This is a genomic window from Hydrogenibacillus sp. N12 (assembly GCF_019645935.1).
Taxonomy (GTDB): Bacteria; Bacillota; Bacilli; order Thermicanales; family DSM-22653; genus Hydrogenibacillus; species Hydrogenibacillus schlegelii.
In genome coordinates, this window is record NZ_CP080953.1 from 384,297 (window position 1) to 409,362 (window position 25,066).

Genomic DNA, 25,066 nt, shown 5'->3' on the forward strand with positions numbered 1-25,066 from the left:
ATGGCGGCGACTTCGTTTCGGGCGCGGGCCGCTCAGGGGGCGACGGCGGGGCTTCTTCTCGCCCTGTTCCTCTTTCCGCGGGTGGCGTCCAACTACTGGCTGGACGTGTTCACCTCGGCCTTTTTCTACGTCATCCTCGCCCTCGGCCTCAACGTCGTCGTCGGCTTCGCCGGGCTTTTGGACCTCGGCTATGCCGCCTTTTTCGCCATCGGCGCCTACACGACCGGCATCCTCACGACCGTCTATCACGTGCCGTTCCTCTGGACGGTGCCGGCGGCGGCCGCCCTCGCCGCACTCTCGGGCGTCGTCATCGGCGCGCCGGCCCTCCGGCTTCGGAGCGACTACCTCGCCATCGTCACCCTCGGCTTCGGGGAGATCATCCGCATCACGGCCAAGAACCTCACCCTGACCGGCTCGGCGTCGGGCATCTACGGCATCCCGAGGCCGATCGTGTTCGGCCATGCGCTGAAGACGCAGCAAGATTTTTACTATCTCCTTCTCATCCTCGCGATCGTCACGTACCTCGCGATGCGGCGGCTCGAACATTCCCGCGTCGGCCGGGCGTGGAAGTACATTCGGGAAGACGAAGACGCGGCGGCGGCGATGGGCATCGATCCGTTCCGTTACAAGCTGCTCGCCTTCGTCGTCGGCGCCGTCGTGGGCGGCCTCGCCGGGACGGTGTTCGCCGTCCGGATGACGGCCATCGCGCCGGAAAGCTTCGGTTTTATGCAGTCGGTCCTCATCCTGCTGGCGGTCATCCTGGGCGGCCTCGGCCGTCTGCCGGGGGTGGTGCTCGGGGCGTTTCTCATTGTCCTCCTGCCGGAGGCCATGCGAGAATTCGCCAGCTGGCGGTATTTTCTTTTCGGCGCGCTCCTCATCGCGATGATGCACTTCCGGCCGGAAGGGCTCTGGCCGGCCGGCCGGCGCAAGATGCCTCAGGGCGGTCAGGCGGCGCTGAATGGAGGCGACGGGCGGTGATGCTCCTTGAAGTGGAACGGCTCTCGCTCCGCTTCGGCGGGCTTGAGGTCATCCGCGATCTTTCGTTCGCCGTCCCCGCCGGGACGATCGCGAGCTTCATCGGGCCGAACGGCGCCGGGAAGACGTCCCTCTTCAACCTGATCACCGGGTTTTACCGTCCGACCGCCGGCGAGATCCGCTTTGCCGGCGAGCGGATCACCGGCCTTCCGCCGAGCGCCGTCGCCCGCCGGGGCCTCGCCCGGACGTTTCAGAACATCCGGCTGTTCAAAACGCTTTCGGTCCTGGAAAACGTCCTGAGCGCCCTCCATCCCCGGACCCGCTCCGGCGTGTTCGCCGCCCTTTTCCGGACGCCAGGCATGCGCCGGGAGGAAGCGTGGGCCCGGGAGGAGGCGCGTCGGGCCCTCGCTTTCGTCGGCCTTCAGGACGTCGCCGACCGGCCCGCCGGGGCGCTGCCGTACGGTCATCGGCGGCTTTTGGAAATCGCCCGGGCGATCGCGCTTCAGCCGAAACTGCTGCTCCTCGACGAGCCGGCGGCAGGGCTCAACCCGGCGGAAAAGGCCGCCCTCGCCGACCTCATCCGCCGCATCCGGGACGAGCTCGAAATCGGCGTCATCCTCATCGAACACGACATGCGCCTCGTGGCGAATGTCTCGGAGCACGTCGTCGCCTTAAGCTACGGCGAGAAAATCGCCGAAGGGCCGCCGGCGGACGTCCTCCGGCATCCCAAGGTCGTCGAGGCGTACCTCGGGGAGGAGGCGGTCGGATGACGGCGCTCCTTCGCGTCGAATCCCTCACGGTCGCCTACGGCCCGGTGACGGCGGTGCGGGCCCTCGATCTCGCCGTCGGCGACGGCGAGATCGTCGCCCTCCTCGGCGCCAACGGCGCCGGCAAGACGTCAACGCTCCGGGCCCTGTCCGGCCTCGTCCGGCCGGCCGGGGGCCGGATCCGCTTCGCCGGCGAAGACGTCACCGGCCTTTCGCCCCACGCTCTGGTCGGTCGAGGCATCGTGCACGTCCCTGAGGGACGGCAGGTGTTCGGTCCGCTTTCGGTGCTGGAAAATCTGGAGCTCGGCGGGTTTACGCAGCGGAAGGATCGGGCTTTTCTTCGGGAGACGCTGGCGTTCGTCTTCGAGCTCTTTCCGCGCCTCAAAGAACGGCTGCACCAGCCGGCGGGGACGCTCTCCGGCGGCGAGCAGCAGATGCTCGCCATCGCCCGGGGGCTCATGAGCCGGCCGCGGCTCCTTCTCCTCGACGAGCCGTCGATGGGGCTCGCGCCGATCGTCGTGCAGGACATCTTCCGAACCTTGCGGGCGATCAACGGCCGAGGGACGGCCATCCTCATCGTCGAGCAAAACGCCAAAGCGGCCCTCGCCCTGGCCCACCGGGCGGTCGTTCTGGAGCTCGGCAAAAAGGTGCTGGAGGGGCCGTCCGAAGTGCTGGCGAGCGACCCTCGCGTGGTGGACGCCTATCTTGCCCAGGCGGAGGGACGCCGATGAGCACGTTCATGCAGAACACATTTCTCTATCTTTCGAAAAGCCGCCTCGCCAACCGCCTTGCTCGGCGGTACGGGCTTCGCCTCGGCGCCCGGCGCTTTGTCGCCGGCGAGACGGTGGAAGAGGCGATGGTGCGGGTCAAGGCCTTCAACGACCGGGGCATCAAGGCGACGGTCGACCACCTCGGCGAGTTCGTCACTTCCCGGGCGGAAGCCGAGGCGGCGGCCGCGGCGGCGATCGAGGCGCTCCGGGCGATGGACCGCGCCGGCGTCGATGCTTACCTCTCGGTCAAGCTCACCCAGCTCGGCCTCGACGTCGACGAGGCGCTCGCCCACGCCCACATGCGCCGCATCCTGAGCGAGGCGAAGCGGCGCGGCCGCTTCGTCCGCATCGACATCGAAGACTACGCCCGGAACGAAGCGACCTTTCGCCTCTTTCGCGCCCTTCTGGACGAGTTCGGGCCGGAGACGATCGGCATCGCCATGCAGGCGTACCTCTACAAGAGCGCCGACGACCTCGAGGCACTCCTTCCCGACCGGCCGAACATTCGCTTCGTCAAGGGGGCGTATAAGGAGCCGCCGAGCGTCGCCTATCCGAACAAGGCCGACGTCGACGAGAACTATTTCCGCCTCGTTGCGCGGCACCTTTCGGCCGGCGGCTATGCCGCCGTCGCCACCCACGACGAGCGGTTGATCGAGAGGGTGAAGGCCTACGTCCGGGAGGCGGGCATCCCGCGGGAGCGGTTTGAATTCCAGATGCTCTACGGCATCAAGGAATCGCTCCTCGAGCGCCTCGCCCGGGAAGGCTACACCGCCCGCGTGTACGTGCCGTACGGCATCGACTGGTACGGCTACACGATGCGGCGCCTCGCGGAGCGGCCGGAAAACGCCTGGTTCGTCCTCCGCTCGCTGTTTGCCCGCTGACGCTGTTTGGCCGCTTCAGGATCTTGATCCGCGTTCGCCCTGCCGACCGATCCGGCGCCGATCTCGGCGGGCGAACGCCTCCGTCGGAGGGATCCTCCTTCGGGGCGGGGGTTTTCCGGTGGAAGAGATACGCCGGCGGGCCGTTCGCTTCGGTCGGATCGGTCGGCGGCCAAAGCGACGGCGTCTTCGCCTTGGACCGGAACGCCGGGCGGCGGGCCGCCGCGGCGTTTCGATAGAAGATCATCCGGTGAAAGGAGCGATGCCCGATGATGCAGATCTTCCGCCCGGAGCCGCTCACCGATTTCAGCCGGCCGGAGAACGCCGAAGCGTTTCGGGCGGCCCTCGCCAAGGTCGAGTCGGAGCTCGGGCTCAAGACGCCGCTCGTCATCGGCGGAAAGGAGATCTACACCGACGATGAGATCGTCTCCACCAACCCGGCGAACCACCGCCAGGTGATCGGTCGGAGCTCCAAGGCGACCCGGGAGCACGCCGAGATGGCCCTAGAGGCGGCGTGGAAGGCGTTTGAGACGTGGTCCCGCATCCCCGGCGTCGAGCGGGCCCGCACCCTCTACAAGGCGGCGGCCATCCTCCGGCGGCGGAAGCACGAGATCTCCGCGTGGATCGTCAAGGAGGCGGGGAAAAGCTGGGTCGAGGCCGACGCCGACACCGCCGAGGCCATCGATTTCCTCGAGTACTACGGCCGGGAGATGGAGCGCTACAGCCGGCCGCAGCCGCTTTATCCGCTCCCCGGGGAGGACTCCGTCCTCGAGTACATCCCCCTCGGCGTCGGCATCATCATCCCGCCGTGGAACTTTCCGGTGGCGATCCTCACCGGCATGACCTCCGGCGCCTTCGTCGCCGGGAACGCTGTCATCTTGAAGCCGGCGTCGAACACGCCGATCGTCGCCTACAAGCTCTTCGAAATCCTCCGGGAAGCCGGGGTCCCGGACGGCGTGGTGAACTTCCTCCCGGGAAGCGGGAGCGAGATCGGCGACTTCCTCGTCGATCATCCGAAAACGCGCTTTGTGAGCTTCACCGGCTCCCTCGAGGTCGGCGTCCGCATCTACGAGCGGGCGGCCAAGGTGCAGCCCGGGCAGAAGTGGCTGAAACGGGTCGTCACCGAGATGGGCGGGAAGGACGCCATCATCGTCGACGAGACGGCCGACCTGGAAGCGGCGGCCCAGGGCATCGTCACGTCCGCCTTCGGCTTCCAGGGGCAGAAGTGTTCCGCCTGCTCCCGGGCCATCGTCGTCGACGCCGTCTACGACAAAGTCCTCGAGCTGGTCATCGAAAAGACGAAGGCCCTCAAGCAGGGCGATCCCGTCGATCCGACGAACGTCATCGGGCCCCTCATCGATCAGGGCGCCTACGAAAAGGTCCTCTCGTACATCGAGATCGGCAAGCGGGAAGGGCGCCTCGTCCTCGGGGGCGAAGGCGATCCGACGACGGGCTGGTACGTCAAGCCGACGATCTTCGCCGACGTCGACCCGAAGGGCCGGATTGCCCAGGAGGAGATCTTCGGGCCGGTGCTCGCCTTCATCCGGGCGCGGGATTTCGACCACGCCCTCGAGATCGCCAACGACACGATCTACGGCCTGACCGGTTCCGTCTATTCGAAAGACCGGGCCCGCATCGAAAAAGCCCGCAAGGAATTCCACGTCGGCAACCTCTACTTCAACCGGAAGTGCACCGGCGCCATCGTCGGCGTGCATCCGTTCGGCGGCTTCAACATGTCCGGGACGAACGCGAAGACCGGCGGCCCGGACTACCTCGGTCTCTTCATGCAGCTCAAGTCGTCTTCGGAAGTGCTCTAACCGGCGAGCATGCGGGACGGCGTCTCCCGCGGCCGGGGCGCTCCCCGATGGGCGTTCCCCGACCGCGGGACTTTTTCGGCGCTTTGTTCACGAAAATATTTTGTTTTCGCTAAGGGGGGAGCCGCCGTGGCTCGGGAGGAGACGACATCGGTTCCTGTATCTTCCGTCGAACGAAAAGTCTTGCTCGCCAGTCTCGTCGGGAGCGCCATCGAGTGGTACGACTACTTTTTGTACGGGACGGTCGCCGGCCTCGTCTTCAACAAGCGGTTTTTCCCGAGCGAAGACCCGTTCGTTGGCCTCATGATCGCCTATTCGGCCTTTGCGCTGTCGTTTTTCATGCGGCCCTTGGGCGGCATTTTGTTCAGCCACTTCGGCGATCGGCACGGCCGCAAGCGGACGCTCGTCCTCACCTTGTCGCTGATGGGCGGGGCGACGGCGCTCATGGGCGTTTTGCCGGATTATGAGGCGATCGGCATCTGGGCGCCGGCGCTCCTTGTCGCGCTGCGCCTCATCCAGGGGCTTGGCCTCGGCGGAGAGTGGGGCGGGGCGCTCCTTCTGGCCGTCGAGTACGCGCCGAAAGACCGGCGAGGATTTTTCGGCAGCATTCCCCAGATCGGCGTCACCATCGGCATGCTGCTTGGGACGCTGTCGTTGTCGCTTCTATCTCTGTTGCCGGATGAAGCGTTCATGTCGTGGGGCTGGCGGGTGCCGTTTCTTTTGAGTCTCGCTTTGATCGCCTTCGGCCTCTGGATTCGCACCGGCTTGGACGAGACGCCGAGCTTCAAAAAAGCCCTCGGCGCCGGGCGGACCGTCCGCCTGCCGGTGGTCGAAACCTTCCGCCGCCACGGAAAGGCGGTCCTCGTCACGACGGGAGCGAAGGTCGTGGAGACGGCGCCGTTTTATCTTTTTTCGACGTTCATCGTCTCCTACGCGACGGGCACGCTCGAGATGGATCGGCGGGCGGTGCTCAATGCCGTCTCGCTGGCGACGCTGGTCGCGACCGTCCTCATCCCCCTTATGGGGGCGCTGTCCGATCGCGTCGGGCGAAGGAAGCTGTACGTCGCCGGGGCCGTGCTCCTCATGCTGTACGCGTTCCCGTACTTCTGGCTGCTCGATCTCAGACAAGGGTGGGCGCTGATGCTGGCGACGGTGCTCGGGCTCGGCATCCTCTGGGCGCCGGTCACGGCGGTCCTCGGGACGCTCTTTGCAGAAAACTTCAGCACGGAGGTGCGCTACACCGGCGTCTCCCTCGGTTACCAACTCGGGGCATCGCTCGCCGGCGGAACGGCGCCCCTCATCGCCACGGCGCTCCTTAGGGCGTTCGACCAAAGCTCCGTGCCGCTCGCGTTCTACCTCATGCTGACGGCGCTCATCTCCCTCGTCGCCGTCGCCTTCGCCCGGGAGGCGCGCGGCCGGGAGCTGGACGGGTGAGGGCGATGCGCGTGATCGACGGCCCGACGATCCGCGAACGCCTGTCGATGGCCGAGGCGATGGCCGCGGTCGAAGCGGCCTTCTTGGCCCGGGCCCGCGGGGTCGCCCGGGCGCCCCGGCTGATGGCGATGCCGCTTCCGGCGGGCGGGACGCTTCTCGTCATGCCGGCGGCGATCGATCCGGTCGCGGCCGGCGACCGGGGGAACGCGGAGGACAGCGGGCGGACGACGCCCCGCCGCCTGCCTTCGCCCTATGCCGCGGTCAAGGCGCTCACCGTCTACCCCGACAACCCCCGTCGAAACGCGCCGGCGATTCAGGGCGCGGTCCTCGTCTTTTCCCTCGATTCGGGCGCGCTCGTCGCCGTTCTGGACGGCGATGCCCTCACGGCGTTTCGCACCGGGGCGCTCACCGGCGTCGCTGCCCGCCACCTCGCCCCGGCCACGGCCAGGACGGCGCTTCTCGTCGGCGCCGGGGCGCAGGCTTTCGATCAGGCGCGGGGGCTTCTGGAGGCGCTTTCGTTGGACGTCCTTTATCTGTTCAACCGAACCCGGGAAAAGGCCGAGGCTTTGCGGGCCCGGCTGGAACGGGAGCCGCGGGTCCGGGACCTCGGCACCGCGATCGCCGTCGTCGACCGCCTCTCCGAAGGGGCGCCTGCCGCCGACGTTATCGTCACCGCGACGAGCGCGACGGAGCCGTTACTCAGCGCCGACATGGTCCGCCCCGGACAGACGATCATCGCCATCGGCAGCCATACGCCCGATCGGGCGGAACTGGCGCCGGAGGTCGTCGCTCGGGCCGATTCGGTCTTTGTCGATACGGAGGCGGGCGCGAGGGCAGAAGCCGGCGATCTCATCCAGGCCGTGCGCACGGGAATGTGGGACTGGTCGCGGCTTACGGGCGAGCTCGCCGACGTCATTTCCCGGGAAAAACCGGGAAGGGTGTCGGAGGAGGCGCTGGTGGTGATGAAATCGGTCGGCGTCGGATGGCTCGACGTGGCGGTCGCTGCCGCCCTTGTCGAAGGAGCGGAGGCCGAACGGTAGAGAGGTTCTCAACGGCCCGTTGTGGAACGGCGTTCGCGGGCGAGTTCGGCATGGGGTCGGTCCGGCTTCTAGAAGACGAGCTCGACGGCATAGAGCACCGCGGTGAGGGAAAAGAAGCTGAGGAGCGTCGTCACGAGCGTCACCGAGGCGACGTAATCGGGCTGAACCCGGTATTCGGCGGCCATCATCGTCATGATGACGGCCGCCGACGTGGCGTTTTGGACGATGAGTACCTTGGCCGGAAGGGGAGAAAGGCCGAGCGCGAAGACGACGGCGGCCATGACGACCGGCGAGAGGACGAGGCGGATCGCACTCGCCAGCGCCGTCGCCCGGGCGTAGGCCGCCGGCCGGGCCTCGGCGAGCTGCATGCCGAGAATGAGGAGTGCCACCGGCACCATGGCGTCGCCGACGAGGCGGATCGGCTGGTACAGCGCGTCGGGGAGCGGCAGGTGAAAAAGGCCGAAAATGAGTCCGAGCCCGGTGGCGACGGTCGTCGGAAGCGTGAGGATCTGGCGGATCGTCGCCGGCCAGGACGTCCCCCGCCCGGCGGCGAGGGCGATGCCGACGGTGTACATCAGGATAAAATTGAGCACGACGACGAAAACCGCCAGCGAAAACGCCCCGTCGCCGTAGGCGAACAGGATGAGCGGGAGGCCGTAGTTGCCGGTGTTCGGAAAGAGCGTCGTCATGAGCGCCGGCCGAAGGAGCGCCTGAAGGCGAAACAGCCGGAAGAGGGCGACCGTAAGCGCGGCAAGCATGGCCGTAAAAAGAAGAAGCGCCAGCGCCATGGCGCCGGCGAGATCGGCCGGAATCGGGCTCTTGGCGAGATACGCGAAGATGAGGAAGGGGCTTAAAAGCTGCGACGAAAAGCGAGCGAGGGCGACCGTGTCGACGGCGTACGTCCGACGATAGGCGTAGCCGGCGGCGACGATGACGAGGACCGGCAGGACGACGTTCCAGAAGAGCTGAAGCATCGGCGCTTATCCCCTCGATTCTCCTCCGGGACCTTCCGCGATTTTCATCCATTTTGTATTCTGCATGATCCCGCTTTATCCCGCCATGCCTGGCGGCCGCCCCGATGCCGGGCCGCCCTAGCGCACGACCGCCTCCGGCGTTCGGGCGCCGTTCGTCAACGTCTCAAGGAGCGTTCGGGCGATCGTCCGGGCGGCCTCCGGGTGGCCGAGGCGCCGGGCCGCCGCCTCGAGCGCCGCCCGCCGGTCCGGATCGCCGAGGAGGGCGCCCACCGTTCGGGCCGCCTCCTCGGCGTCGCCCACCACGGTAGCGGCGCCGTGCCGTTCGACGAAGTGGACGTTTCTCGTCTCCTGGCCGGGGATCGGCTGCAGGAGAACCGCCGCCTTCCCGAGGGCAAACAGCTCCGACAGCGTGAGCCCCCCGGGCTTGGTCACGACGACGTCGGCGGCGGAAAGCCACGTTGCCGTCTCGGTGATCCAGCCGGTGACGATCAAGCGGTGGGAAAGGTGCGGCCGCAGGGCCTCCAGCGCTTCCCGCAGGGCGGCGTTCCGCCCGGAGACGGCGGCGACGGCGAACGGCTCCGGACGCCGGTCGAGGGCCTTCAGCACGGTCGGCATGTCCAGCAGGCCTTCGCCGCCGCCCATGAGGAGGACGAGGGGCTCCGCCGGACCGAGCCCAAGGGCGGCGCGGAGCGCCCGGGCCCGCTCGGGAAGCGTCGGGTCGGCAAAGCGCGGGTCGATCGGGATGCCCGTTGCCTGAAAACGGCCGACGTCCAGTCGGTAGCGGGCGGCGATCGTCCGGGCGACGTCGGGATGGGCGACGAAGTAATGATCGACCCGGCGGTTGATCCAAAAACCGTTGGCGTCGAAGTCGGTGATGGCGACGGCGAGGGTAAACGGCCGCCGCCGCTTCAGCCGGGCGAAGGGCGGGACGCTCAGGGCGTGGGTCGAGATGACGAGGTCCGGGCGAAAGGCGTCGAACAGCTCCTTTGCCCGGGACAGCCCCGAAACGCCAAAGGCCCGCTTGGCCAGGGTGCTCGTCCAGCGTTCGCTGGCGTAGGCGGCGCCCCAGAGGTGGGGCATCCGGGCGAGGGTCTGGCCGTACAGGCGGTTGAAGAGCGCTTCGGCCTGAGGGACGAGGGCGGTCGTCACCCGGACGACAGCGTCCGGCGCCTCCGTCAAAAAGGCGTCCCGGAGCGCTTCCGCCGCCCGGGTGTGCCCCATCCCGAGGGTCGCTTCCGTCACGATCAGGATGTTCGGTCGAAGCGTTCTTGGTTCGCTCATCGCGCAAACCCTCCTTCGGGATCGCGATGCGCCGTTGAAATGCCGTTCGTTTCGATCTTACTTCATTCGCCTTTTTTTTGCCAGAGGGATTTCCATCGTTTCCCTGATCCGCTCCTCCGGCGCCGCTTTTGCTCCCGGCGGGGCATTCTGGTATCATTCGGATGTTAGCGAGGGGGGACGACGATGGCCAAACGCCTCACCGAGGGGACGGTCCAGAAGATCGCCGAGGCGGCGGCGATCGCCCTGACCGACGAAGAACGGGAATCCGTCGGGAAAGAGCTGGAGGACATCCTCGATTTTGTCGACGTCCTACGGGCGGTAGACGTCGACGGCGTCGAACCGACGGTCCACCCGGTGCCGCTTCAGCTGTTCATGCGGGAAGACGAGCCCGTGCGGCGCCACGACCGCGAGGCGCTCCTCGCTCGGGCGCCGGAAGCCGAAGGCGGAACGTTCCGCGTGCCGCGCGTGCTCGGGGACTGAGGAGGGGTGGCCATGGCAGGCTACGGCGAACTGTTGGAGGCGTCCATTCCGGAACTCCGCCGGCGCCTTGAAGCCGGGGAGCTGTCGCCGGAGATGGTGCTGGATGCGGCCTTGGGGCGCATCGAAGCGGTCGAAGGGGAGATCGGGAGTTTCATCGCCCTCGATCCGGAAGCGGCCCGCCGGCGGGCGGCGGCTCTTTTGGAAAAACGCCGCCGCGGCGAGGCGCTCGGGGCGCTGTACGGCATTCCGGGCGCGGTGAAGGACAACATCGCCGTCGTCGGAATGCCGATGACCGCCGGAAGCCGGATGCTGGAGGGCTTTTTGCCGCCGGACGATGCCGTCGTCACCGAACGGCTCCTCGATGCCGACGGCGTGATCGTCGGCAAGGCGAACCTGGACGAGTTTGCCATGGGCGGGTCGACGGAGACGTCCGCCTACCGGACGACGAAAAATCCGTGGGACCCTTCCCGCGTTCCCGGCGGCTCGAGCGGCGGCTCGGCGGCGGCGGTCGCCTCCCGGGAAGTCTGGTACGCCATCGGCACCGACTCCGGCGGCTCGATCCGTCAGCCGGCGGCCTTCACCGGCATCGTCGGCTTCAAGCCGACGTACGGCCGCATCCCCCGGACCGGCGTCGTCGCCTTCGCCTCGTCGTTCGACACCGTCGGCGTCCTCGCCCGGACGGTCGAGGAGGCGGCGATCGTCTATGACGCTTTGCACGGCTTCCATCCGAGCGACACGACGTCGCTTCCCCGGGATCGGGAACCGGTCGCGCCGACCCTCGGCCGGGACATCCGGGGGCTCAAGATCGCTGTGCCGACCCTCTGGCTTGCCGGCCTGGATTCGGAAGTTCGGGCCCGGACGGAAGAGGCGCTCCGGGTGCTGGAGGGGCTGGGGGCGGTCGTCGAGCCGGTCGATATGCCCCATTTAGCGTATGCCGAAGCGGCGTATACCATCCTGACGATGGGCGAAGCGGCGTCGAACCTCGCCCGCTTCGACGGCCTCCGCTACGGCCGGCGGTTTTCCGATGCCCGGGATCTGGCGGCCCTTTATGCCGAAACCCGCGCGCGGGGATTTGGCCGGGAAGTGAAGCGGCGGGTGCTCCTCGGGACGTACTTTCTCTCCGCCGGCCGTTACGAAGACATGTACGTCCGGGCGCAGAAGGTTCGGACGCTCATCCGGCAGGATTTCGAACGGGTGTTTGCCGATTACGACCTCGTCGCCGGACCGACGGCGCCGACGCCGGCTTTTCCTCTGTCGGAGCGGCTTTCCGACCCGGTGGCGATGTATCAGAGCGACCGGTTGACGACCCCGGCCAACCTGGCGGGGCTTCCGGCGGTGAGCGTTCCGGCGGGCTTTTCCGCGGCGGGGCTACCGATCGGCCTGCAGCTCGTCGGCGACGTCGCCGAAGACGCCCTCGTGCTGCAGGCGGCCTACGCGTATCAGGCGGCGACGGAGCACCACCGCCGCCGCCCGGCGCTGTGAGGAGGGGACGAAGGTGGCCTACGAGACGGTCGTCGGGCTTGAAGTTCACGTCGAGCTGGCGACGAAGACAAAGCTTTTTTGCGGCTGCCGCACCGACTTCGGCGACGAGCCGAACGCCAACACGTGCCCGATCTGCCTCGCCTATCCCGGGACGCTTCCGATGTTGAACGAAGAAGCGGTCGCCCTCGCGCTGAAAGCGGCCCTCGCCCTAAACTGCGAGATCACCCGGGAGACGAAGTTCGATCGGAAACATTACTTTTACCCCGACCTGCCGAAAGCGTACCAGGTGAGCCAGTACGACCGCCCTCTCGGCCGAAACGGCTACGTCGACATCGAAGTCGACGGTGAAAAAAAGCGCATCCGCATCGAGCGGCTGCACCTGGAAGAAGACGCCGGCAAGCTCATCCACACGCCGGGAGGCACCTTTGTCGACTTCAACCGCGGCGGCGTGCCGCTCATCGAGATCGTCACCGCGCCGGACATCCGCTCCGGCAAGGAGGCGGCGGCATTTCTCACCGAGCTCCGGGCGATCCTCGCCTACGCCGGCGTTTCCGACGTCCGGATGGAAGAAGGCTCGCTCCGGTGCGACGCCAACGTCTCCGTCCGGCCGGTCGGCGAGACCCGCTTCGGCACGAAGACGGAGATCAAAAACATGAACTCGATCGGAAGCGTCGAGCGGGCGATCGAGTACGAGGCGGCCCGGCAGGTGGAAGTGCTCGCCCAGGGCGGGACGATCGTCCAGGAGACCCGCCGCTACGACGAAGCCCGCCGTGTGACGGTCGGCATGCGGGCGAAAGAGACGTCGGCGGACTACCGCTACTTTCCCGACCCGGACCTCGTCGCCTTCACCATCCCGGAGGCGTGGATCGAGGAGATCCGGGAGAGCCTGCCGGAACTTCCGGACGCCCGCCGGAAGCGCTACGTCGAGGAACTCGGCCTCTCGCCGTACGACGCCCGGGTGCTCACCCAGGAGAAGGCCGTCGGCGACTTTTTCGAGGCGGCCGTCGCCCACGGCGGCGACGTCAAGGCGATCGCCAACTGGATGATGGTCGAAGTCCTCGGCTACCTGAACAAAGAGCAAAAATCCATCGATGAGGTGCCGATGACGCCGGCGCACCTTTCCCGCCTCGTCCGCCTCATCGAAGACGGCACCATCAGCGGCCGGATCGCCAAGGAAATCTTTCCGGAGGTCATCGCGACGGGCGCCGATCCCGAGGCGCTCGTTCGGGAGAAGGGCCTGGCCCAGATCCAGGACGCCGCCCTCCTCGAGGCGGTCGTGGAGCGGGTGCTCGAGGCGAACCCGAAGTCCGTCGCCGACTACCTCGCCGGAAAGGAAAAAGCCCTCGGCCACCTCGTCGGCCAGGTGATGAGAGAGACGAAAGGGAAGGCGAACCCGGGGCTTGCGAACGACCTCCTCAAAAAAGCCCTCGAGGCCCGGCGGAGCGCAGGAGGGGCCTGAGGCGGTGGCGGAAGGCATCCGCCGCCCGCCGCTTCGGGCCGGCGAGCGGCGGACGGTGGAGATTGTCGGTCTGACGCATGACGCCCAGGGGATCGCCCGACCGGACGGGTTTGCCGTCTTCGTCCCGGGGGCGCTCCCCGGCGAGACGGTCGAGATCGTCGTCGAGGCGGTGAGGGCGTCCTACGCCGTTGCCCGCCTCGCCCGGATCGTCCGGGCATCGCCGGAGCGGGTCGCGCCGCCGTGTCCGGTCTACGGCCGCTGCGGCGGCTGCCAGCTCCAGCCCATGACGTACGCCGCGCAGCTCGCCTTCAAGGAAAACGCCGTTCGGGACGCCCTCCGGCGCCTCGGCGGCTTTATCGACCCGCCGGTGCTTCCGATCATCGGCATGCGGGAGCCGTGGCGGTACCGGAACAAGGCCCAGCTCGCCGTCCGGCGCTTCGGCCGGCGGACGGAGATGGGCTACTACGCCCGGAAAACCCACACCCTCGTCCCGATCGACGACTGCCTCCTGGAGGACTCATCCGGGATGGCCGCCCTCCGCGCCGCCCGGGACGCGATCCGCGCCCTCTCCCTTCCGCCGTACAACGAGGTGCATCATGAGGGGCTCATCCGGCACCTCGTCGTCCGGACCGCCCGGACGGGCGAGGCGATGCTGGTCGTCGTGACGAACGGGCCGCATCTCCCCGGCGCCCGGCGGCTCGCCACCGCCGTCCGGCGGGCGGTGCCTTCGGTCGTCTCGGTCGTGCAAAACATCAACTCCCGCCGCACGAACGTCATCCTCGGCGAGGAGAGCCGGGTGATCGCCGGCCGGGAGACGATCGAGGAGACCCTCCTCGGCGTTCGCTTCCGCATCTCGGCCCGGTCGTTCTTTCAGGTCAACCCGGAGCAGACGGAGGCGCTGTACCGGATCGTGGAAGAGATGGCCGGGTTGACGGGGCGGGAGACGGTGATCGACGCCTACGCCGGCGTCGGGACGATCGCCCTCGTCCTCGCCCGCAAGGCGGCGGAGGTGATCGGCCTCGAGGCGGTGCCGGAGGCGGTCCGGGACGCCGAGGAAAACGCCCGGCGAAACGGCATCGAAAACGCCCGCTTCCTCGCCGGCGCGGCCGAAGACCTCCTCACCCGCTTTGCCGAGGAAGGAAAGACCGTGGACGCCGTCGTCGTCGACCCGCCGCGGAAGGGACTCGATCCGAAGGCGGTCGACGCGATCCTCCGCCTCCGGCCCCGGCGTCTCGTCTACGTCTCCTGCAATCCAAGCACCCTCGCCCGGGACGCCCGCCTCTTTGCCGCCGGAGGGCTTCGTCTCGCCGCCGCCCGACCCGTCGATCTCTTTCCCCAGACGGTCCACGTGGAGACGGTCGCCCTTTTCGAACGAGATGTGAACGTTATGTGAAAAATGGGCGCGTTGTGACGACGCGCCCTTTTTTCCTGTGTTACAATGAACCCATGTCGAGCACCCCGGGCGGGCAGGACGGGCGGACGGAAGACGCATGCAGGGAAAAACACGCTTCCCCGTAGGGTATGCTTTCAGCGGCAGTCGAGACGAAAGGACGGGATCGGTGTGGCCCGGGAGGAAGCTCAAAGGCGGACCAAAGCGGTCGCGGGGGCGTCGGAAGAGCGGGTTCGGCACATCGGCCGGTGGCGAACGGCGTGGGCCCTTTTTTTGGCGTTCGCCAAGCTGAGCCCGGTCACCTTCGGCGGCGGTTTTGCCGTCATCCCGCTCCTCGAGCGGGAGCTCGTCGACCGGCACCGGTTTGCCCGCCGGGAAGAGATCGTCGACCTGTTCGCCGTCGCCCAGGCGGTCCCCGGATCGATTTACGTCAACGTCGGGACCCTCATCGGCTACCGCCTCGCCGGCGTCCTCGGCGCGGTCCTCGCCACCGCCGGGGCGCTTCTGCCGACGATCCTCATCATGCTCGTCCTGGCCGTTCTTTATGAGGGGCTCAAGGCGAACCCGTACGTCGAGGCGACGATGGCGGGCCTCCGTCCGGCGATCGTGGCCCTCATCGCCTATGCCGGCGTCCGGGTGGCGAAAACCGCGGTCGACGGGTGGCTGACCGGCGGCATCGCCGTGGTCACCTTTGGGGTCTTGTTTTTCTTGCACCTTCATCCGGTCCTTGTCATCGTCGGCGGCATCGTTCTCGGCCTGGTCGTCGGCCAGTGGGAAAAAACCCGCCGGGTCCGAAAACCGACCCGCGTCCGGTGAGGCGGGCTCAAGGCACGGCTTGGCGCGAGGATGGGCGGCGGCTTGGCTGCGGGATGCTGGGCCTCGAAAAGACGCCGGTCAGGGGGTGGGCCGATGCCGCTTTTTTTGCTTCTCATCGTGACGTTTCTCATCGTCGGCATTGTGAGCTTTGGCGGCGGCTATGCGATGCTTCCGGTCATCGACCACATGGTCGTGACGGAGGAGCACTGGTTTCGAGAGACGGATTTTATCGACATGATCGCCGTCGCCAGCATGGCGCCGGGGCCGATCGCGGTGAACGCGGCGGTGATGGTCGGCTACCGCCTGCTCGGCATAGGCGGCGCGTTTTTGGCGGCGGTCAGCGTCGCCATCCCGTCTTTGTTTCTCATCCTGATCTTCGCCCGAGCGTTTTTTAAGTATCACCGCCACCCGAGGGTCGCGGCGGCGTTTTACGTTCTCCGGCCGGTGATCGCGGGGATGATTTTTTATGCTGCGGCGTCCTTTGCCAGGCGAAACGGGCTTTTGAGCGGGGAGGCTTCGTGGACGACGCTTCTTTTCTTCCTCGTCGCCTTCGTCCTTTTCGCCCGGACGAAGCTCCACCCGGCGCTCGTCCTTCTTTTTTCTGGCGTGGCGGGCATGTTTGTGTATTTGCCGCACTATCTGCCGCACTGATCGGTCAAGGGCGAAACGGCGCGGCCGAGGCGATCTCCGGCCGGGCCCGAGGCGGCGAGCCCCGGCCCGGCTTCACCGGCGGTCGGCATCGCCGTCTTCGGCGTCGGATTCCAAGGCGAAACGGTCCGGCGGGAGCCCGAGCTCGCGGAAGTGCTTCAAAAACGCGAGGGCAAAAAACATCCCTTCTCGAACGGCCGGATCCCGGGCGAGGCGGAGGAGGCTGAAAAGCCCCGGAGCCCGGCCGTCTTCGGTGACGTGTTCGAGCTCCGCTTCCGCCGCGTCGACCGCCTCGAGCGCCCGCCGGCCGGCGGCGCCGAGGCCCCGCTGCTGGGCGTCGTCAAGGAATTCGACGAGGCGGACGAGGCGGCGGGCCTGTTCGCCGGCGTCGAGGGGCGTGAGGGCGCTTTTCAGGACGAAGGCGGCATCTAAGAGTTCGCCGAAGGCCGCCAGCGTGCCGCTCCGCTCCAGCCGGGCGAGGCGCCGCAGGGCGGAGACGAGGGCGGCCCGCTCGGCGGCGTCGAGGACGTCCCACGGTCCTCGACCGTCCACCGCCACCGGCTCCACTTCGATCCGGGAGTCGAAGGTCTCCCGGGCTTCCCGGTCGTCAAGCGTCTTCTGGCCTTCCCGGTCGTCGAAGGTCTTCCGGCCTGCCTGAACGTCAAAGACTTCGCGGCCTTCGGCCGGCGCCGCCGCCGGCGCCCGCTCCGGGCGGCCGGCTGCCGCCGGATCGCCGGTGCGTTGTTCTTTCGGCGCGCCGGCGGCCGCCCCCCCGGGGGAGGACATCGGGGCGCCGGCGCCCCCGGAGGGGGATGAAGGGTTTTGGAGCTCGGCCGGCCGGCGGGTCGGGCGGCGTCGCATCGGCCGTCTCCCTCCTTTTTGTCGGAGATGGGGGGGCTTTGCCGAAGATCGGGCGGCGGATGGGTCTTTCGGGGGCCGGGCGACTTCAGAGGATGCCCCGCACGCCGAGCCAGTACAGCTCGTGATAGGCCTGCCGGATCGCATGGACGAGAACCCCGGTCGTCGCCGTCCGGGGCGGGTGGTGGCGGTCGTAGCGGATGAAGGCGGAGGAAGCGAAGCCGTCGTCCATAAAGCAGAGGAAGCGGCCGTCGTAGCGGTATGGCGTCGGGACGTTCCGGAGGCGGTGGGCGAGGTTTTGCGCCAGCACGACGGCCTGAAAGTGGGCGATGGCGCCCGCCTTGAGCACGGGGAAGGCCAGGTCGGTCGCATCGCCGACGGCATAGACGTCGTCCCGTCCGGCGACGGCGAGCGTCTCCGGGTCGGTCGGGAGGAAGCCGTCTTCGTCCCCCAGCCCGGAGTTCCGGACGACCTCGGCACCGCGGTGGGGCGGGACGACGACGATGAGATCCGCCTCCAGCGTTCGGCCGTCTTTCGCGAACAGGCGCCGGCGGGCGACGTCCGCCCGGACGGGGACGAAGGAGAAAAGCGCCTCGATCCCCCGGCGGTGGAATTCCGGCCGCGCCCAGGCGTCGAGCGCTTCGAGGAGGTTCAGCCGATCGAGGGGGGAGGTGTAGACGATCTCCACCCGGCGCCGCCGGCCGGCCGACCGGAGGAGGTCGTCGAGGAGGAGGGCGAACTCCGTCGGTGCCGCGGGGCACTTGTGCACCGGCGAGGCGACGACGACGGCGATCCGTCCCCGCTCGAACGTCTCCAGCGTCCGGGCAAGGGCTTCGGCCCCTTCGGCGGTGTAGAAGGTGCCGAAGCCGGCATCGGGCCGCCGGACGTCCTCGGCGTCGAGGCCGGGAATGAGTCGGAAGTCGGGGACGCTCCCGGTGGCGACGATGAGGAGGTCGTACGCCGTCTCCGTTTTCCCCCGAAGCCGCCGGCCGTCGAGATCGACCTTCCGGACGTCGTCTTCGATGAGACGCACCCGGCGGTGGACAAGGGGGCGGACGGATCGTCTATAATGGGCGAGGGGCCGGACGCCGAAGCCGGCCATGAGGTAGCCGGGCTGGTAGTCGTGGTCCTTTCGGCGTTCGACGAGGACGATCTCCGCCCGACCCCGTTCGAGTTCGTCGGCGATGAGGCGCGCCAGGCGGTTGGCCAGCGTAAGCCCGCCGGTGCCGGCGCCGAGGATGACGATGCGCATGATTCCCTCCCGCCTTTCGGCGGCCGGTGAGGCTTGGGCGTTTGAGTCGGAAGGGCTTCCCGTACCGCGGCTTCGGGATAGTCTGCCCCGTCCCGCCGCGAAAGTTTCGCGGGAGGGTTGCAAAAGCCGGTTCGCGACGGGTTCAGAGAACGGTTCCCGACCGATCGCTTCGGCGAACGGGTGGAAAAATGAGAACGGGATCGAGGAGAAAAATCCGAACGGGTTCGAGGAGGGAAGCGACGCGTTCATGTCCCATCCGCCGAACGAAGTGATCGCCCTCATGCTCCGCCATCGCTCGATCCGCCGCTACCGCCCGGATCCGGTGCCCGAGGAGGATGTCCGGTGGATCATCCAAAGCGCCCAGGCGGCGTCGACGTCGAGCTTTCTTCAGGCATACACGATCATCGGCGTCCGGAACGCCGAGCTTCGGGCGGAGCTCGCCGCGCTTTCGAACAACGCCCACGTCGCCGAGGCGCCGCTTTTTCTCGTTTTCCTCGCCGATCTCCGGCGGCTTTCGGCGGCGGCGGCCCGGCACGGCGTCGCGGCCCGGGTCGAGACGACGGAGGCGTTCATCGTCGCCACCGTCGATGCCGCCCTCGCCGCCCAAAATGCCGCCGTCGCCGCCGAGTCCCTCGGCTACGGCATCTGCTACATCGGCGGTCTTCGGAACGCCATCGACGCCGTGTCGGAGCGGCTCGGGCTTCCGGAGCAGGTCACCCCGCTTTTCGGCATGACGGTCGGCCGGCCGGCGGAAGACCCGGCGCCGAAACCGCGCCTGCCGCTTACCGTCGTCTACCACGAGGAGCGCTACGACATCGGGCGGGACGCCGGGCTTTCGGCGTACGACGAGGTGGTGCGGGCGTACTACCGGGCTCGGACCGGCGGCCGCCGGGAAGACACCTACACCGGCCTCGTCGCCCGCACCCTCGCCGAGCCTCGGCGGGCGCACATGGCGGCGTACCTTCGGGCCCGGGGATTTCTTCGGGATCAGGCAACCGTGAAGGAGCCGACGGCCGGTCGTTGAATTCGAACCACGGAGAACACGTCAGAGCAAGCTCCATCGAGCACGGAGGTTTGAAGGTGTCCCATCCGCTGAAGATCGGCTCGCACGTCTCGTTTGCCAAAAAAGGCCTGCTCGCCGCCGCCGAAGAGGCGATCTCCTACGGCTCGACGACGTTTATGGTCTACACCGGCGCGCCGCAGAATACGGTGCGAAGGCCGATGGCCGAGCAGTTCGTCGACGAAGGCTGGGCGCTCGCTCGAGCCCACGGCATCGACGAGATCGTCGTCCACGCGCCGTACATCATCAACCTCGCCTCGCCGAACGACGACACGTTTCGGTTGGCCGTTGAGTTTTTACAGCAGGAGATCGAGCGGACGGCCGCCCTGGGCGCCCGGGAGATCGTCGTCCACCCCGGCGCCTACACCGACCGGGACCCGGCTTACGGCATCCGGCGCATCGTCGAGGGGTTGAACGAGGTGCTTTCGGTGCCGGGGGACGTTCGCATCGCCCTGGAGACGATGGCCGGGAAGGGGACGGAGGTCGGCCGGACGTTTGAGGAGATCGCGGCGATCATCGACGGCGTCCGGCACCCGGAGCGCCTGAGCGTCTGCTTCGACACGTGCCACGTCCACGACGCCGGCTACGACCTCGTCGGCGACCTCGACGGCGTCCTCGAGGCGTTCGACCGGATCATCGGCCTCGATCGCCTTTCGGTCGTCCACCTGAACGACAGCAAAAACCCCCGCGGCGCGGCGAAAGACCGCCATGCGCCGGTCGGCTCCGGCTGGATCGGCTACGGGGCGATCGAGGCGGTCGTCCGGCACCCGGCCCTCGCGGGCCGGCCGTTCATCCTCGAGACGCCGTGGATCGGTCAGGACAAAAAAGCGCAGCGGCCGATGTACGAGGTGGAGATCGCGCTGCTTTCCGGGACGCTTCGCCGGCGGTTCGGCGTGGCGTTTTGCGACGACGTGGAGCGGCTGGCCGCCTTTTTTGCCCGGCAAGGGTTCAAGCCCCGGGAGACGGTGCTTGAATTCTGGACGGCGTCTCGGGCCAAAGGCGCCGATCGCCGGGAGCCGATGGAGCGGTTTTATGCCCTCGCCCGGGAGGCGGGCTTCGGAGAAGGGCTCAGCGAAGAGGCGCTCAACCACCGCCTCATCGCCTATTTTGCCACCGCCGCGCGACCGCTTGCGGCCCTCTGCGAAGGGTAAAGCCGCCTCTCGGCCATCCGGCCGGCCCTCGGTCGGGAGGCGCGAACCCGGCCCGGCGGGTCCGGACCGATGGAAGCGTCCGGACCGCTGGAAGCGGAAGGGGGGGATCGGTGTGTCGGTGGCGGACGCTTTCGCGCAAGGGGTGAGCCTCACCGCCCGGCTCGGCCCGTGGGGGCGGCCCGTCGGGGCGGTGCTCGTGCTTGGGGCGCTCCTCGGGCTCGGGGCGCTTTTTTCCCGGACGGTCGGGCGCCGCTGGCGGCGGGCGCTGGAGGCGGCCGGCGAGGACAAGGCAGTCTGGAAAGAAGCCTTGCTGGCCGCCGGCCCGCCGGCCCGCCTCCTCTGGGCGGCGCTCGCCGTCACCCTGGCGGCGGCGGTCTACGGCCCGCCGCCGTGGGTCGGCGCCGCCCTTGAGAAAGGGTTCCGGGTGGCGGTCATCGTCGCCGTCTTCTGGGGGCTTTATCGCCTGGTCGACCGGAACGCCGCCTGGCTCCGCCGGCTCGGCGCCCGGCACGGCGCCGAGTTTCAGGCCACGGTCGTGCCGCTTCTTTCCGTCGGCCTTCGCTTCACCCTCGTGGCGGTGGGGGCGACGATCCTCCTGCAGGAGTTCGGTTACCGGATCGACTCCCTCATCGCCGGTCTCGGCCTCGGCGGGCTTGCGGTGTCGCTGGCGGCGAAAGACACGCTCGCCAACCTGTTTGCCGGGGCGGTCATCCTGTTTGAACGGACGTTTGCCGTCGGCGACTGGATCGAGACGCCGGACGTGAGCGGAACGGTGGAGGCGATCACGATCCGGAGCACGAAGATCCGGACGTTCGACCAGGGGCTCGTCACGGTGCCGAACGCGAATCTCGTCGGCGGCGCGCTCAAAAACTGGAGCCGGATGGGCCGCCGCCGGACGATGTACCGCCTCCTCCTCGACCGCACGACGCCGCCGGAGGCGCTCGCCCGCTTCGTGGCGCGGTTCCGGGCGCACCTTCAGGCGCAGCCGGACGTCGTGCCGGATGCGGTCACCGTCGCCTTCGAGCAAGTGACGGAAGCGGGCTTTTCGGTGCTCGTCACCTATTACACCCGCTCGACGCAATACGACGCGTGGCTTCAGATCAACGAGCGGCTCAATCTCGACGTCCTCCGCTTTCTGGAGGAGGAAGGGATCGCTTTGGCGGTGCCGCAGCGGGTGCTCGTCGCGGCGGGGGCGTTCCATCTGCCGGAAGGGGCGCCCGGGACGGCCGCCGCCCTCGGGTTGGCCGTCGGGAGCGGAGCGGACCGCGCCGGAGCCGTCTTTCGCCCGGGGGAGGCGACCCCGGCCGAAAAGCGCCCGCCGGAGGCGAAGGAGGGCGGCGAAGGGGAAAGAGGGAAATAAAAACCGGGCCTTCATGAACGACGGAAGCGCGGTCATGCATGACGGAAGTGGGGGGTGGAGCAGATGAGCGGTGCGGTCCGCCCGTCGTTTCGCGGGCTGGACGTTCTCGCGGTCGGCGCTTTCGGCGGTCTCGGTTCTCTCGTGCGCTGGGCGGCCGGGGAGGTTCTCCCGAAGGCGGGGGTGCCGTGGGGAACGGTGGCCGTCAACCTTGCCGGGGCCTTCGGCATGGGGCTTCTGGCCGAAGCCGTGCGCCGGGATCGGTCGCCGGAGTCTGCCCGGCGCCTTCTCTGGTACGGGACCGGTTTCCTCGGCGGGCTGACGACGTTTTCGGCCTTCAGCGGGGAGGCGGTTCACCTCGGCGCCGGAGCCGGTTTAGGCTACGGGGTTTTATCGCTCTTCGCCGGGTGGGCGGCCCTTCGCGCCGGTCGGCGTCTCGTCGCCGGGGCGCCTGGGCGACCGGCGGCGGAAAGGCGGGAAGGGCAGCGATGATGGCGGGGCTTTTCGTCTTTGCGGGCGGGTTTTTCGGGGCGATCCTCCGCTATCTGGCGAGCGCGCCCTTGAACGCCCGGGCGGCCGCAAGCGGCGCGGCGCTTCCGTGGGGAACCCTCGGCGTCAACCTGAGCGGAGCGTTTTTGTTCGGCGCGCTGGAGTCGGCGCTTCCCCTTTTGTCGGCGCTTCGGCCGTTTCTTCTCGCGGGCTTTCTCGGCGGGTATACGACGTTTTCGGCCTTGATGCTCGAAATCGACGACCGGTGGCAAAACCGCCGTCCGGCGGCGGTCGCCTATGCGGCGATCTCCTTCCTCGGTGGTCCCATCGTCGTTCTCCTCGGCGCCGCGTTCGTCCACCGGTGGATTTGACAATCGGCGGCGCCGGCGGTACGATGAAAAGGCCAAACGACGCGATCGGACAAGAGACGCGAGGAAAAAGGCCGCGCGAAGCGAGAAGCGAGGCCGAGCGAGCGCCGGCCGTCCGCCGCGGTGGACGGCGGGCGCTTCCCGTGTTCCGGCGCTTAAGCGGGGAGCATAGACTGGAAGCGAAAGATGCGCATCGGGCGGATCGGCGCTTCGGCGGCGGCCGGGCGCCCGGGAAAGGGGAACCGCCGTGCTTTGGATCTATCGCAGCGATGCCACCGGGCGCCTGGAGACGGTGCCGGAGATCGAGCGGAACACGTGGGTGCATCTCGTCGACCCGACGGAGGCGGAGATCGGGCGGGTCGCCGGCGCCCTGGGCCTTCCGGCCGATTTCCTCCACGACCCGCTGGACGCCGAGGAGCGCCCCCGGGTGGAGAAGGATGACGCCGGCGTGCTCATCATCCTGAGCGTGCCCTACCCGACGGAGGGCGATCCGGTGCCGTACCGGACGATCCCGGTCGGCATCATCCACACGCGGGACGTCCTCGTCACCGTCTGCCGGCGAGACCATCCGGTGTTCCGGGCGTTTACGGCCGGTCAGGTGAAAGGCTTTTATACCCATATGAAAACGCGGTTTACGCTGCAGTTCATGTTCCTGGTGGCCCGGTATTATCTGCATTATCTTAACGACCTGAACGCCCGCATCGTCGAGGCCGAGGCGGCGCTGCAGCGGTCGATGCGGAACCAGGAAGTGTATATCCTGCTGAATATCAACAAGAGCCTCGTCTATTTTACGACGGCGTTGAAGGTCAACCGTGGCGTCATGCAAAAGCTTACTCGTGAAACGTACATGAAAATGTACGAAGACGACGAGGAGCTTTTGCAAGACGCCATCATCGAGATGCAGCAGGCGCTCGATGCGTCGGACATCCACAGCGAGAACCTGAGCAACCTGATGGACGCTTACGCGGCGATCATCCAGAACAACGTCAACACGGTGCTGAAGATCCTGACGGCGCTGACGATCATCCTCGCCATCCCCACGATGATCGCCTCGATCTACGGCATGAACGTGCCGCTTCCGTACCAGGACAGCCCGTATGCCTTCCCGGTGCTCATGGGCATCTCGACGCTCGTCGGGCTTTCGACCGGCTACGCGTTCTGGCGGATGCGCCTCTTCTGATCGCGGCGGGGCGGGACCGTTCGGGCAAAGGGGAAGCGGCAAAACGGGCCCGGGCCGCCTGAGGGCGGCATAAGGCCCGGCGGCGCGGAGGCGCGGGCGATTTTCTGGGCAAAGGGGCCGGGACGATGCTGGAGGTGCGACTCACGATGCCGGACGGCCGGATCGCGGGCCATCCGGCGCCGGCGGACGGGAGCGACGCGGCGTTCGGCGGTTTTCCGAAAAACAGCGTCCTCACCCTTTTTGACCCGACGCCGGAAGAGCTGGGCCGGGTCGCCCGGGCGTTTCATCTCGACGAGGCCTACCTTCGGGACGCCCTCGACCCGCTGGAGCGGCCGCGGGTCGAGCTGGGGGAGACGGAAGACGGCGCGCCGGTGCTCATCCTCGTCCTCGGCCTGCCGCACCAAAACGGCGACGCCGCTTACGACGGCCGGCCGGGGTCGATGCCGTACGGGGTGATGCCGGTTTCGCTCGTCCATCTCAAGGATCACCTCATCGTCGTCGCCCGGCGGGCGCATCCGGCGATCCTCGACGTGCTGGATGGGCGCCGGGCGCCGGTGGCGACGCATATGAAGACGCGGCTGACGCTCCTCATCTTTCAGGCGGTGGCGGATGCCTACCTCGCCGCGCTCCGGGAACTCCGAGCGCTGTCCCGGGCGATCGAGCGGCGCCTTCGGGCGGCCCACCGGAACCGGGAGCTCTTTATGCTCCTCGGGGTGAACAAAAGCCTCGTCTACTTCGCTTCGGCCCTCCGGGCGTCGGTCATCGTCTACCGGCGGCTCCTTGCGGGTCGGGACCTGAAGCTTTACGCCGACGACGCCGACCTTCTCCGGAGCGCCCTCGTCGACCTCGAGCAGGCGGAGGAACTGACGGCGCTTCACGCGGATCGACTGTCGACCCTCATGGACGCCTACGCCGCCGTCATCCACAACAACGTCAACGCCGTGCTCAAGGTGCTGACGACGCTCACCGTCGTCCTGACGTTGCCCGTCCTCATCGCCGGCATCTTTACGCTCAACACCCGGCTCCCGTTTGAAGACGCGCCGTGGTTGTTCGGCCTCCTTTTGCTCGCCATGATCGTCTCCGGGGGCGCGCTGGTGCTCTATTTCTATCAACGAAATTTTTTGCGCTGGTGAGGCGCGGCCG

General features: G+C 68.0%; 24 protein-coding genes. 20 read left to right on the forward strand and 4 right to left on the reverse strand.

Annotated features, from left to right (window positions below):
• The 7 genes from K2M58_RS01745 to K2M58_RS01775 all read left to right on the forward strand — a co-directional run bounded on the left by K2M58_RS01745 (nt 1) and on the right by K2M58_RS01775 (nt 7,678).
• Nucleotides 1-978: a branched-chain amino acid ABC transporter permease gene (locus K2M58_RS01745; protein WP_220678030.1), complete on the forward strand. Its 978-nt coding sequence runs from the start codon at nt 1-3 to the stop codon at nt 976-978.
• Entirely contained in the window at nt 975-1,745 is a 771-nt protein-coding gene (locus K2M58_RS01750) for an ABC transporter ATP-binding protein (RefSeq protein WP_220678031.1), read from the forward strand. The genes K2M58_RS01745 and K2M58_RS01750 overlap by 4 nt, the downstream gene beginning before the upstream one ends.
• Entirely contained in the window at nt 1,742-2,473 is a 732-nt protein-coding gene (locus K2M58_RS01755) for an ABC transporter ATP-binding protein (protein ID WP_220678032.1), read from the forward strand. The genes K2M58_RS01750 and K2M58_RS01755 overlap by 4 nt, the downstream gene beginning before the upstream one ends.
• A complete protein-coding gene (locus K2M58_RS01760; RefSeq protein ID WP_220678033.1) occupies nt 2,470-3,393 on the forward strand; it encodes a proline dehydrogenase family protein in 924 nt (307 codons plus the stop codon). The genes K2M58_RS01755 and K2M58_RS01760 overlap by 4 nt, the downstream gene beginning before the upstream one ends.
• A gap of 266 nt (nt 3,394-3,659) precedes the next feature.
• Complete coding sequence (gene pruA / locus K2M58_RS01765) at nt 3,660-5,207, forward strand: L-glutamate gamma-semialdehyde dehydrogenase (protein WP_220678034.1); 1,548 nt, start codon at nt 3,660-3,662, stop codon at nt 5,205-5,207.
• A 126-nt stretch (nt 5,208-5,333) separates the two neighbouring features.
• Entirely contained in the window at nt 5,334-6,638 is a 1,305-nt protein-coding gene (locus K2M58_RS01770; protein WP_252393501.1) for an MFS transporter, read from the forward strand.
• Nucleotides 6,639-6,643: 5 nt separating this feature from the next.
• Entirely contained in the window at nt 6,644-7,678 is a 1,035-nt protein-coding gene (locus K2M58_RS01775; RefSeq protein ID WP_252393569.1) for an ornithine cyclodeaminase family protein, read from the forward strand.
• Between the two features lie 68 nt (nt 7,679-7,746).
• Here K2M58_RS01775 and K2M58_RS01780 read toward each other — a convergent pair whose 3' ends face one another.
• On the reverse strand, nt 7,747-8,652 hold the full coding sequence (locus K2M58_RS01780; protein WP_220678037.1) for an AEC family transporter: 906 nt from the start codon (nt 8,650-8,652) through the stop codon (nt 7,747-7,749).
• A gap of 117 nt (nt 8,653-8,769) precedes the next feature.
• Nucleotides 8,770-9,933: an MGDG synthase family glycosyltransferase gene (locus tag K2M58_RS01785; RefSeq protein WP_220678038.1), complete on the reverse strand. Its 1,164-nt coding sequence runs from the start codon at nt 9,931-9,933 to the stop codon at nt 8,770-8,772.
• A 183-nt stretch (nt 9,934-10,116) separates the two neighbouring features.
• Here K2M58_RS01785 and gatC point away from each other — a divergent pair, with 183 nt between their 5' ends.
• From gatC to K2M58_RS01815, 6 genes are all read left to right on the forward strand, one after another.
• Complete coding sequence (gene gatC / locus K2M58_RS01790) at nt 10,117-10,413, forward strand: Asp-tRNA(Asn)/Glu-tRNA(Gln) amidotransferase subunit GatC (RefSeq protein WP_220678039.1); 297 nt, start codon at nt 10,117-10,119, stop codon at nt 10,411-10,413.
• Between the two features lie 12 nt (nt 10,414-10,425).
• Entirely contained in the window at nt 10,426-11,895 is a 1,470-nt protein-coding gene (gene gatA, locus K2M58_RS01795) for an Asp-tRNA(Asn)/Glu-tRNA(Gln) amidotransferase subunit GatA (RefSeq protein ID WP_220678040.1), read from the forward strand.
• A 13-nt stretch (nt 11,896-11,908) separates the two neighbouring features.
• A complete protein-coding gene (gene gatB, locus K2M58_RS01800) occupies nt 11,909-13,354 on the forward strand; it encodes an Asp-tRNA(Asn)/Glu-tRNA(Gln) amidotransferase subunit GatB (protein ID WP_220678041.1) in 1,446 nt (481 codons plus the stop codon).
• A gap of 4 nt (nt 13,355-13,358) precedes the next feature.
• Nucleotides 13,359-14,747, forward strand: a complete 1,389-nt coding sequence (rlmD, locus tag K2M58_RS01805; protein ID WP_252393502.1) for a 23S rRNA (uracil(1939)-C(5))-methyltransferase RlmD — start codon at nt 13,359-13,361, stop codon at nt 14,745-14,747.
• A 168-nt stretch (nt 14,748-14,915) separates the two neighbouring features.
• Nucleotides 14,916-15,560, forward strand: coding sequence for a chromate transporter (locus K2M58_RS01810; protein WP_066441234.1), 645 nt, complete (start codon nt 14,916-14,918; stop codon nt 15,558-15,560).
• A 93-nt stretch (nt 15,561-15,653) separates the two neighbouring features.
• Entirely contained in the window at nt 15,654-16,211 is a 558-nt protein-coding gene (locus tag K2M58_RS01815) for a chromate transporter (protein WP_220678042.1), read from the forward strand.
• Between the two features lie 72 nt (nt 16,212-16,283).
• On the opposite strand, the gene K2M58_RS01820 is transcribed toward K2M58_RS01815, so the two are convergent.
• Both K2M58_RS01820 and K2M58_RS01825 read right to left on the reverse strand, forming a co-directional pair.
• Nucleotides 16,284-17,069, reverse strand: a complete 786-nt coding sequence (locus K2M58_RS01820) for a helical membrane plugin domain-containing protein (RefSeq protein ID WP_220678043.1) — start codon at nt 17,067-17,069, stop codon at nt 16,284-16,286.
• Nucleotides 17,070-17,154: 85 nt separating this feature from the next.
• Entirely contained in the window at nt 17,155-18,318 is a 1,164-nt protein-coding gene (locus K2M58_RS01825; protein WP_220678044.1) for an NAD(P)/FAD-dependent oxidoreductase, read from the reverse strand.
• 247 nt (nt 18,319-18,565) lie between these two features.
• Here K2M58_RS01825 and nfsA point away from each other — a divergent pair, with 247 nt between their 5' ends.
• The 7 genes from nfsA to K2M58_RS01860 all read left to right on the forward strand — a co-directional run bounded on the left by nfsA (nt 18,566) and on the right by K2M58_RS01860 (nt 25,056).
• Nucleotides 18,566-19,342, forward strand: a complete 777-nt coding sequence (gene nfsA, locus K2M58_RS01830) for an oxygen-insensitive NADPH nitroreductase (protein ID WP_220678045.1) — start codon at nt 18,566-18,568, stop codon at nt 19,340-19,342.
• A 56-nt stretch (nt 19,343-19,398) separates the two neighbouring features.
• Nucleotides 19,399-20,529 (forward strand): deoxyribonuclease IV, encoded by a 1,131-nt coding sequence (locus tag K2M58_RS01835; RefSeq protein ID WP_252393503.1) that lies wholly within the window; start codon nt 19,399-19,401, stop codon nt 20,527-20,529.
• A gap of 112 nt (nt 20,530-20,641) precedes the next feature.
• Nucleotides 20,642-21,889: a mechanosensitive ion channel family protein gene (locus tag K2M58_RS01840; protein WP_220678046.1), complete on the forward strand. Its 1,248-nt coding sequence runs from the start codon at nt 20,642-20,644 to the stop codon at nt 21,887-21,889.
• A 63-nt stretch (nt 21,890-21,952) separates the two neighbouring features.
• Complete coding sequence (locus tag K2M58_RS01845; RefSeq protein WP_220678047.1) at nt 21,953-22,378, forward strand: fluoride efflux transporter FluC; 426 nt, start codon at nt 21,953-21,955, stop codon at nt 22,376-22,378.
• Nucleotides 22,375-22,746, forward strand: coding sequence for a fluoride efflux transporter FluC (locus tag K2M58_RS01850; RefSeq protein ID WP_220678048.1), 372 nt, complete (start codon nt 22,375-22,377; stop codon nt 22,744-22,746). The genes K2M58_RS01845 and K2M58_RS01850 overlap by 4 nt, the downstream gene beginning before the upstream one ends.
• Nucleotides 22,747-22,990: 244 nt before the next feature.
• Nucleotides 22,991-23,923, forward strand: a complete 933-nt coding sequence (locus K2M58_RS01855) for a magnesium transporter CorA family protein (RefSeq protein WP_220678049.1) — start codon at nt 22,991-22,993, stop codon at nt 23,921-23,923.
• 125 nt (nt 23,924-24,048) lie between these two features.
• Nucleotides 24,049-25,056, forward strand: coding sequence for a magnesium transporter CorA family protein (locus K2M58_RS01860; protein WP_220678050.1), 1,008 nt, complete (start codon nt 24,049-24,051; stop codon nt 25,054-25,056).
• The last annotated feature ends 10 nt before the right edge of the window (nt 25,057-25,066 follow it).